The sequence below is a fragment of the Paenibacillus sp. GCM10012306 genome (assembly GCF_042649265.1).
In the GTDB taxonomy this organism is placed as follows: Bacteria; Bacillota; Bacilli; order Paenibacillales; family Paenibacillaceae; genus Paenibacillus_AQ.
The window spans coordinates 1-613 of the sequence record NZ_JBHRYW010000039.1; the positions used below are offsets into that span (position 1 = coordinate 1).

Here is a 613-nt window from a genome sequence, read left to right on the forward strand (position 1 = left end):
TGCTTACAGCTCCCCGAGGCAGTTTCGTTGTTCGCCACGTCCTTCGTCGGCTCCTGGCGCCTAGGCATCCTCCGTGTGCTCTTATTAGCTTAACCTCGATTTTTTCCAGAGGAAAAATATCGGACATTTAAAATGGCCCACATCTTCTCTAAGAACTAATCGTATCAACTAATAACTATTTCAACTTGCTCACACAAGTTTCAGCTAAAAGATGTTCTAAAACGCAAATTCGTTTCGGTATCCAGTTTTCAAGGATCAAGTTTCTGTAATCACGTGACAATCACGGCTGTGATGTCAGGAATTACAGACAATATTTTTTTTTTTGTAAAAGACATAACAAATAGATGAAGTTTGTTGGTGGAGCCAAGCGGGATCGAACCGCTGACCTCCTGCTTGCAAGGCAGGCGCTCTCCCAGCTGAGCTATGGCCCCGCAAATTCCATCAAAACTGAACAAATGGATACACGTTTATAGTTTTGGAAGTTAAACTTCCGATTTGAATGTCACCGTTGCAGGTGACGATTCTCCATAGAAAGGAGGTGATCCAGCCGCACCTTCCGATACGGCTACCTTGTTACGACTTCACCCCAATCATCTACCCCACCTTCGGCGGC

The 613-nt window shown here is 45.0% G+C and carries 1 tRNA gene and 2 rRNA genes; all 3 read right to left on the reverse strand.

Annotated elements, in window-relative coordinates:
* Positions 1 to 95 (reverse strand): 23S ribosomal RNA (locus tag ACFORK_RS29060); the annotation flags it as partial.
* A gap of 260 nt (positions 96 to 355) precedes the next feature.
* Positions 356 to 431: transfer RNA gene (locus ACFORK_RS29065), tRNA-Ala, on the reverse strand.
* Between the two features lie 100 nt (positions 432 to 531).
* Positions 532 to 613, reverse strand: a 16S ribosomal RNA gene (locus ACFORK_RS29070); the annotation flags it as partial.